This is a genomic window from Teichococcus deserti (genome assembly GCF_001982615.1).
GTDB classification, from domain to species: domain Bacteria; phylum Pseudomonadota; class Alphaproteobacteria; order Acetobacterales; family Acetobacteraceae; genus Pseudoroseomonas; species Pseudoroseomonas deserti.
The window spans coordinates 1-7,574 of the sequence record NZ_MLCO01000117.1 but is presented as its reverse complement, the minus strand read 5'-3'; the positions used below and the strand labels follow the sequence as shown (position 1 = coordinate 7,574).

Below are 7,574 nucleotides of genomic sequence, written 5' to 3'. Positions count from 1 at the left end.
GTGTAGAAGGGACGGGGGTAGGGGTGCTCGGGGGCCAGGGCGTAGTCCAGGCCGACGACGATGATGCCGGTCTGGTCGGCGATCTCGCGCTTCCAGCGGTCCAGCGAGTCGAGGCCGCCGATGGCGAAGCCGCCGCCATGGATGTGCAGATAGGCGGGCAGCGGGCCCTCGCCGGCGCTGCGCGGGCGATAGAGGCGCAGCCGCAGCGGCGGGGTCGTGCCTTCCAGCACCGTCTCGGTGACGGCGGCCATCTCGGGGCCGCCGGCATTGAGGAAGGCCTGGAAGGCGCGGGCCTTCTCGCGGGCCTCGGCGATGGGCTGGGTCAGCACGTCGCCATTGGACACGCCGGCCTCGCGGCAGCGCGCCTGGGCGGCGGTCACTTCGCTGTCGGGCAGCAGGGGGGCGAGGCTCATCGGGATCTCCTGCATCGGGTCGGCATTCTCTGGATTGTAGTCAAGCAGCCGCGTGGCGCATGGGGAAGGGGGCGTCCCAGTCGAAGGGCTCGCGGATGCGGGCGGCCAGGTGCTCGATCAGGGTGCGGGTCTTCAGCGGCAGGGCGGCGGCGGGGGGCCAGACCAGCTGGATGGTGTCGGGTTCGGGCACCCAGCCGGGGATCTGCAGCGGCACCAGCGCGCCGGCCTTCACCTCGGCCGAGAGCAGGAAGGTCGGCAGCACGATCAGCCCGATGCCGGCACGGGCGGCCTCGAGCAGGGCCTCGCCGTTGTTGGCGGTGAGGCGCCCGCCCAGCACCAGGGACCGCGGCTCGCCGCTGCCATCGGCCGGCACGAAGCGCCAGATATGCCCGGAGGAGGCATTGGCGTAGCCCAGGCAGGAATGGCCCGACAGCGCCTCCAGCGTCGTCGGCGTCCCGTGGCGGGCGGCATAGTCGGGGCTGCAGCACAGCGCGCGCCGGCTGGTGCCGAGGCGCCGGGCGCGCAGGGTGGAATCGCCCAGCCGCCCGATGCGCAGCGCCAGGTCGTATTGCCCGGAGAGCAGGTCGACATGCCGGTCGTCGAAGTCGAGCGCCACCTCGATCCCCGGATAGTCACGCAGGAAGCCGGCGATCAAAGGTCCGAGATGCCGCGCCCCGAAGGACAGGGGTGCTGCCAGCCGCAGCTGCCCGGACAGCGCGCCGGAGCGGGCCATGACCTCGTCGGCCACCGTGTCCAGCTGCGCCAGCAGGGCGCGGGCGCGGGCCACCAGCAGGGCGCCGCTTTCGGTCGGCGTCACCTTCCTGGGCGCCCGGTGCAGCAGCTTGGCCGAAAGCTGCGCCTCCAGCTGGGCCATGCGCTTGCTGACCACCGACTTGGCCAGCCCCATCCGGGCGGCGGCGCCGGTGATGGTGCCGCAGTCGACCACCTGGATCAGCGTGGCGAGGGCGTCGATATCCGGCCGCATCGTTCGTCTCCAGTGAACGGAAGGTTTCCGATGCGACGCTTGCAGGAAACGACCGTCAGGCGCAACTCTGGCCCCAGACGAAACGCCCACCACCCCGGCACGGAGACGACGCGATGAGCAAGATCCTGGTCCTCTACTACTCCAGCTACGGCCATATCGAGACCATGGCGAATGCCGTGGCCGAGGGCGCCCGCGCCATCCCCGGCACCGAGGTGGTGGTGAAGCGCGTCCCCGAGACGGCGCCCGCCGAGGTTGCCAAGGCCGCCCATTTCAAGCTGGACCAGGCCGCGCCCGTGGCGACCGTCGCGGAGCTTGCCGCCTACGACGCCATCATCTTCGGCACGCCGACGCGCTTCGGCCGCATGGCCTCGCAGATGGCCAGCTTCCTCGACCAGGCCGGTGGCCTCTGGTTCGGCGACAAGCTGGTCGGCAAGGTCGGCTCGGTGTTCAGCTCGACCGCGACCCAGCATGGCGGGCAGGAGACGACGATCGTCTCGACCATCGTCAACCTGCTGCATTTCGGCATGACGGTGGTGGGCCTGCCCTATACCGAGAAGCGCATGCTGGACAACAGCACTGTCAATGGCGGCACGCCCTACGGCGCCACGACCATCGCCAATGGCGACGGCTCGCGCCAGCCGTCCGAGGCGGAACTCGAGATGGCCAAGAGCCAGGGCCGCCACGTGGCCGAAGTGACCGGGCAGATCCTGCGCGGCCGCGCCTGAAGAGTTTTCAAGCGTGTGATCGCCTGAGACGGAATCGTCGAAGGCGTGAATCACCCGCTCAAACATGAAGCTGGATGGTGATCAGCGCGCCTATCAGCGCTGATCATCACCCAGCGAGCCCGGCGGGGCGGCGGCATGGGCCGCGCGCCCCGCGACGAGGGCAAGGACGACGATCATGCAGCTGCATGGCATCCATCACCTGACCGCTGTCTCCGCCGATGCGCGGGGCAACCATGACTTCTACACCCGCGTGCTGGGCATGCGCCTGGTGAAGAAGACGGTGAACCAGGACGACACCAGCGCCTATCACCTGTTCTATGCCGATGGCGAAGCCAGCCCCGGCAGCGACATCACTTTCTTCGACTGGCCCGTCGGCCCGGAGCGGCGTGGGACGCATAGCGTGACCCGCACCGGCCTGCGCGTGTCGGGCGAAGACTCCCTGAAGTTCTGGGCGGCGCGCCTGGCGGAGCAGGGCGTGAAGGCGCAGCCGATCCGCGAGATCGACGGCCGGCTGCAGCTCGACTTCGAGGACCCCGAGGGCCAGCGCCTGGCGCTCGTCGACGATGGTGGCCGCGGGGATTCGCATCCCTGGTCGCGCAGCCCCGTGGACGCCGCGCAGCAGATCCGCGGCCTCGGCCCGATCACCATGAGCGTGCCCGACCTGCGCCGCTCCGACGCCTTCGCGACCGACGTCATGAACATGCGCCGCGCCCGCACCTACCGCACGGACGATGCCAGGCCCGTCGACGTGCAGGTCTATGAGATGGGCGAGGGCGGTCCCGCCGCCGAGCTGCATATGCGCGTCGAGCCCGGCCTGTCCCCGGCCCAGCCCGGCGCCGGCGGCGTGCACCATGTCGCCTTCCGCGTGCCGGACGCCGAATACGGCGCCTGGGTCGATCGCTTCAACAGCCTGCGCCTGCGCTCCAGCGGGCCGGTGGACCGCTACTACTTCCGCAGCCTCTATGTGCGGGAGCCGGGCGGCATCCTCTACGAGATCGCCACCGACGGCCCCGGCTTCGACGCCGACGAGCCCAAGGACCGGCTGGGCGAAAGCCTCTCCCTGCCGCCCTTCCTCGAGCCGCAGCGCGCCTCGATCGAGCGCGGGCTGAAGCCGCTGTGAGCGCGAACCCGCATGCCGGCCGGCCCCTGCTCCGGGCCGGCGTCCCGGCAGGGGAGGCGCCGCGCGCGCTGGTCCTGCTGCATGGCCGCGGCGGCAGCGCGGCCGATATCCTGGGCCTGGGCGGGCATCTCGCGGTGCCGGGCTTCGCCCTGCTGGCCCCGGAAGCGGCGGGCGGCACCTGGTATCCGCACCGCTTCATCGAGCCGGTGTCGCGCAACGAGCCCTGGCTCTCCGGCGCGCTGGCCGCGGTCGATGCGGCGGTGGCGGCGACCGGCCTGCCGGACGACAAGGTCGCCCTGCTGGGCTTTTCGCAAGGCGCCTGTCTGGCGCTGGAATATGCCTGGCGCAGCGGCCGCCGCTTCGGCGCGGTGATCGGGCTGAGCGGCGGGCTGATCGGCGACCAGCTGGCCGCCGTGACGCCGGGTGCGCGCTTCGACGGCGTGCCGGTGCTGCTCGGCTGCAGCAGGCAGGACGGCCATATCCCGCTGGCCCGCGTGCTGGAGACCGAGGAGCGCTTCAAGGGCCAGGGCGCCGACGTCACCACCCGCCTTTACGAGGGCGGGTATCACGGGGTGACGGAGGATGAGGTCACCCAGGCGCGGCAGATGCTCGGCAGCATCTGAGAAAAGTCTGGGGGAAGGAATTCCCCCAGACCCCCATCTTCTTTCTGTCTGTGCTGCCGCGCGCCACGCTCGGGCGCGGGACGCATCACTCGAACAGGGAAAAGAGCTTCCGGTCCATGTCGGAGAGGGGCTGCACCACGGCGCGTTCCGGCATCTCCCAGATGATCAGCTTCGGTGGCGTGTCGCGGAACGCCTCGCTGCCGAAATAGGCCGCCGCCGCGCCGGAGAAAGCGCCACCCGCCTGGCCGTAATTCACCACCGTGCTCTCCAGCGCCTGCTGCAGCCGGCCATGGAAATTGGCGTTCAGCGAATAGGACGAGCCCAGCAGCACGATCTCCGGCGCCGGCGTCTCATCCAGCAGCCCGCCGCCGCCACCCGCCGCCTCGCCGCCGACCGCCGCCGTGCTCTCCACCATCTGCCGGTCCGGCTTCGGCCGCGCCCAGGACGACATCCAGTCCGGCATCTGGTCCAGGCTCATCAGCCGCAGCAGGTCGCCCGGGCCGTTGGTCTCGGTATCGGCCGAGGTGGTCGCGAACTGCTCCCCTCGGGTCAGCGGCAGGGCCGGGGTGACGCCGCCCACGGCAGCCGCGATGGCTTCCGCCGCCGCCGCCGCGCCCGGCTGGTTCCAATGCGTGTCGGTGCGCCAGAAGGCCGGATCCTGCCTCTGCAGCGGCGCCAGCAGCGGCACCACCGTCACCGGCTGCGGCCGCAGCGCCGTCAGGAAGGCGTCATACCGCGCGACCGCCTGGGCCGAGCGCGGCGCGCCGCACAGATGCTCCGCATGTCGCCGCGCCTTGTCCGGCACCACGGCGACCACCAGCGCGATGTCGCGCTGCGCCAGTCGGCCGGCGATGCGACCGATGGCGGCGGCGCGGGCGGCCATGTTGGCCTCGGCCTCCGGCCAGGGCCGCAGCTCCTCGGTCAGGTAGAGCCAGTCGTCGCAGCCGACGCGCAGCTGCGGCCCGCCGGAATCGAAGACGCCCCAGCGCAGCAGCCCGCCAGCGGCGCGCAGCATCCCGTCCGCCGGCAGCAGATGCGCCAGCACGTGGTTCACCGCGCCCGTCGCCCGCCCATCGAGGAAGGCCGGCATGGTCATCACCGCGCGCAGGCGGTTCTGCGCGCTGGTGGTCGACAGCGCCGCCAGCCCCTGCCAGGCGCCCAGTGCCAGCAGCAGCGCCGCCGCCGCGCCCTGGAAGGCGCCGGAGCGCCGCATCCAGGGCTGCTCGATCCTGGCCGGTCCGGTCTCGGCGCCACTCTCGGTCTTGACGGCCTCGGTCATGGCGGCCTCAGAACTGGAAGTAGAGGAAGGGGACGGCGGCGCGGCTGTAGAGCAGCACGATGCCGAGCAGGAAGGCCAGCAGCGGCGCCGCCGTCCAGGGCAGCCGCCAGAACGGGCTGAGCTCCGCGGCGGGCTTCAGGAAGGGCAGGCGGCCGCGCAGCAGCGGCAGGTAGACGAAGACGATGCCGACCAGGATGCAGATCCACTGATCCGGCGTGACCTGCCAGGCCAGCTCGTCCGACAGGCCCGTGCCGTGCAGCCCGAGCATGCCGCCATACATCCGCCCGGCGCTGTGCAGGTCGGGGGCCCGGAAGATCACCCAGCCCAGCAGCACCGCCAGGAAGGTGATGGCATGGCCGAGGATCCAGGGCATCGCCGCATGCCCCATCCGCCAGTGCCGGTGCGCCACCAGCAGCGCGCCCTGCCAGGCGCCCCAGAAGACGAAGGTCCAGTTGGCGCCATGCCAGAAGCCGCCGATCAGCATGGTCAGGAACAGGTTGACCGAGGTCCGGGTCTGCCCCTTCCGGCTGCCGCCCAGCGGGATGTAGAGATAGTCGCGCAGGAAGCGGCCCAGCGTCATGTGCCAGCGCTGCCAGAAGGCCTGGATCGAGCCCGACAGATAAGGGTTGTCGAAGTTCTCCGGGAAGCGGAAGCCGATCATCAGCGCCAGGCCGATGGCCATGGCCGAATAGCCGGCGAAGTCGAAGAACAGCTGCAGCGTGTAGGCCAGCGCCCCGGCCCAGGCATCGACCAGGGTCGGCGCCGGCAGGTGGAAGACCGAATCCACCATCGGGCTGATGGTGTCCGCCAGGATCACCTTCATGGCGAAGCCGATCATGAAGCGCCGCGCGCCCATGCCGAACTGCGCCCAGGAATACTGCCGGACCACCAGCTCGTTCTTGATCTCGGCATAGCGGACGATCGGCCCGGCGATCAGCTGCGAGAAGATCGCCTTGTAGGTGGCATAGCCGATGAAGCTGTGGCTGACCGGGACGGTGCCGCGGCGCACGTCGACCAGGTAGCTGACCGATTGCAGCACATAGAAGGACAGCCCGATCGGCAGTGCGATCTCGGTCCAGCCCATGCGGCCGAGGCCGAGGCCCTCGAGCAGCATGTTGAAGCTGTCGACGCCGAAATTGGCGTATTTGAAATAGCCCAACGTCGCCAGGTTGCCGACCAGGCCGAACTGCATCCAGCGCTTGGCCGCGGGCCCCTGGGCGCCGGCCTTCTCCATGGCGCGGGCGACCAGGAAGGTGAAGACCGTGACACCCAGCAGCAGCGCCAGGAAGTCCACGCGCCACCAGGCGTAGAAACCCCAGCTCAGCACCAGGACAGGGAAGTTCCGCCAGCGTTTCGGGGTCAGGAAATAGACCGCGAAGAACAGGGGCAGGAACAGGCACAGGAATTCGAAGGAGGCGAAGATCATGCCTGCCTCACCTCACTTCGGTCGGGATGTCGCTGGGTTAGCGGCGGATGTCGCGCAGCTGCGGCAGCGCCGCCAGGGTCTGCGCCAGCTGCGCGCCATAGGCCTTGTAGCCATCCAGCGTGTAGTGCTGCCCGTCGAAGGTCGGCCACTGGCCCGGCTGCGACAGCCGCGTGGAATCGACATAGGTGCAGGGCGCGACCACGGTGGCCAGCAGCTGCGACATCTGCTGCACGCGGGCGAAGGTCTTCATGAAGGGCCCGCCCTCGGTGCCCCAGCTCGGGCCGATCCAGACGCAGGGCAGGTTCATCGCGCGCAGCTGGTCGGTCAGGGCGGCGACCTCTTCCTTGACGCTGTCGACCGGCAGCTCGCGGCGGACATAGCCGGCCATGGTGTCGCCCATGGCGATGACCACGACATTCGGCTTGGCCTGCTGCACCATCTGCGCCAGCGGCGTGGTGCGCGCGTCATTGCCGCGCTTCTGCTGGATCGGGCCGTTCTGGATGCGCTGCGCCGTGCCGCAGGAGGCGACGCGGCTGGTCAGGAAGACGCTGGCCGGCGAGCCGCAGGCCGAATAGGTCGAGACCTTGGCACCCTGCTGGATCAGCTGGTCCTGCAGCGTGGTGATCAGGTAGCCCTGGGCCCCGAAATGGCTGTCCCCGAGGATCAGCATCGAAAGACCAGCGAGTGCAGACTGCATCGGGAACCTATCCGAGACGGAGGACGATGGGGCGCGGCATGACCGCATGCTTACTCTAGACGTATCCCCGGCGTGCCAAAAGCGGGTAATCCATGCGCGCCGTTAACAAAACCTGCGCAATTTGTCTCAAAATTGCATTTCTTGATCATTACGAAAGAGACATAAGAAAGTCAACCGCCTGCCTTCAGCAATGCCGCCCGCGCCGCCTGCATCCGCGCCTCGGGAATCTCGGCGACCAGGTCGCGCGGGCCGGCCAGCAGCCGCTTCAGCGGCAGGGCCGGCGCGCGCCGGCCCTGCCGCTGAAGC

General features: G+C 70.0%; 8 protein-coding genes. 3 read left to right on the top strand and 5 right to left on the bottom strand.

Annotation, left to right across the window (positions count from 1 at the left end; genetic code table 11):
- Nucleotides 1-413, bottom strand: a 413-nt coding sequence (locus BKE38_RS13760; protein WP_242662344.1) for an alpha/beta hydrolase fold domain-containing protein, incomplete at its 3' end; no start/stop codon positions are given.
- 40 nt (nucleotides 414-453) lie between these two features.
- Nucleotides 454-1,398: a LysR family transcriptional regulator gene (locus tag BKE38_RS13755; RefSeq protein WP_076957881.1), complete on the bottom strand. Its 945-nt coding sequence runs from the start codon at nucleotides 1,396-1,398 to the stop codon at nucleotides 454-456.
- A gap of 113 nt (nucleotides 1,399-1,511) precedes the next feature.
- On the opposite strand from BKE38_RS13755, the gene wrbA reads away from it, so the two are divergent.
- The 3 genes from wrbA to BKE38_RS13740 all read left to right on the top strand — a co-directional run bounded on the left by wrbA (nucleotide 1,512) and on the right by BKE38_RS13740 (nucleotide 3,866).
- Nucleotides 1,512-2,123: an NAD(P)H:quinone oxidoreductase gene (gene wrbA / locus BKE38_RS13750; RefSeq protein WP_076957880.1), complete on the top strand. Its 612-nt coding sequence runs from the start codon at nucleotides 1,512-1,514 to the stop codon at nucleotides 2,121-2,123.
- 175 nt (nucleotides 2,124-2,298) lie between these two features.
- Nucleotides 2,299-3,243, top strand: a complete 945-nt coding sequence (locus tag BKE38_RS13745) for a ring-cleaving dioxygenase (protein WP_076957879.1) — start codon at nucleotides 2,299-2,301, stop codon at nucleotides 3,241-3,243.
- Nucleotides 3,240-3,866 (top strand): alpha/beta hydrolase, encoded by a 627-nt coding sequence (locus BKE38_RS13740; RefSeq protein ID WP_076957878.1) that lies wholly within the window; start codon nucleotides 3,240-3,242, stop codon nucleotides 3,864-3,866. The genes BKE38_RS13745 and BKE38_RS13740 overlap by 4 nt, the downstream gene beginning before the upstream one ends.
- 85 nt (nucleotides 3,867-3,951) lie before the next feature.
- On the opposite strand, the gene BKE38_RS13735 is transcribed toward BKE38_RS13740, so the two are convergent.
- Genes BKE38_RS13735 through BKE38_RS13725 form a run of 3 tightly spaced genes read right to left on the bottom strand, consistent with a single transcriptional unit; the run spans nucleotide 3,952 to nucleotide 7,268 of the window.
- The gene (locus BKE38_RS13735; RefSeq protein WP_083747537.1) at nucleotides 3,952-5,145 is read right to left on the bottom strand and encodes an alginate O-acetyltransferase AlgX-related protein; all 1,194 of its coding nucleotides are present in this window, start codon (nucleotides 5,143-5,145) and stop codon (nucleotides 3,952-3,954) included.
- Between the two features lie 7 nt (nucleotides 5,146-5,152).
- Nucleotides 5,153-6,571, bottom strand: coding sequence for an MBOAT family O-acyltransferase (locus tag BKE38_RS13730; RefSeq protein WP_076957877.1), 1,419 nt, complete (start codon nucleotides 6,569-6,571; stop codon nucleotides 5,153-5,155).
- 37 nt (nucleotides 6,572-6,608) lie between these two features.
- Entirely contained in the window at nucleotides 6,609-7,268 is a 660-nt protein-coding gene (locus tag BKE38_RS13725) for an SGNH/GDSL hydrolase family protein (RefSeq protein WP_076957876.1), read from the bottom strand.
- Nucleotides 7,269-7,574: the final 306 nt, after the last annotated feature.

Excerpts from the sequence above, each read along its gene's own strand:
- BKE38_RS13755 (WP_076957881.1), bottom strand. The coding sequence starts at position 1,398 with ATGCGGCCGGATATCGACGCCCTCGCCACGCTGATCCAGGTGGTCGAC.
- BKE38_RS13745 (WP_076957879.1), top strand. The coding sequence starts at position 2,299 with ATGCAGCTGCATGGCATCCATCACCTGACCGCTGTCTCCGCCGATGCG.
- BKE38_RS13730 (WP_076957877.1), bottom strand. The coding sequence starts at position 6,571 with ATGATCTTCGCCTCCTTCGAATTCCTGTGCCTGTTCCTGCCCCTGTTC.
- BKE38_RS13735 (WP_083747537.1), bottom strand. The coding sequence starts at position 5,145 with ATGACCGAGGCCGTCAAGACCGAGAGTGGCGCCGAGACCGGACCGGCC.
- BKE38_RS13725 (WP_076957876.1), bottom strand. The coding sequence starts at position 7,268 with ATGCAGTCTGCACTCGCTGGTCTTTCGATGCTGATCCTCGGGGACAGC.
- wrbA (WP_076957880.1), top strand. The coding sequence starts at position 1,512 with ATGAGCAAGATCCTGGTCCTCTACTACTCCAGCTACGGCCATATCGAG.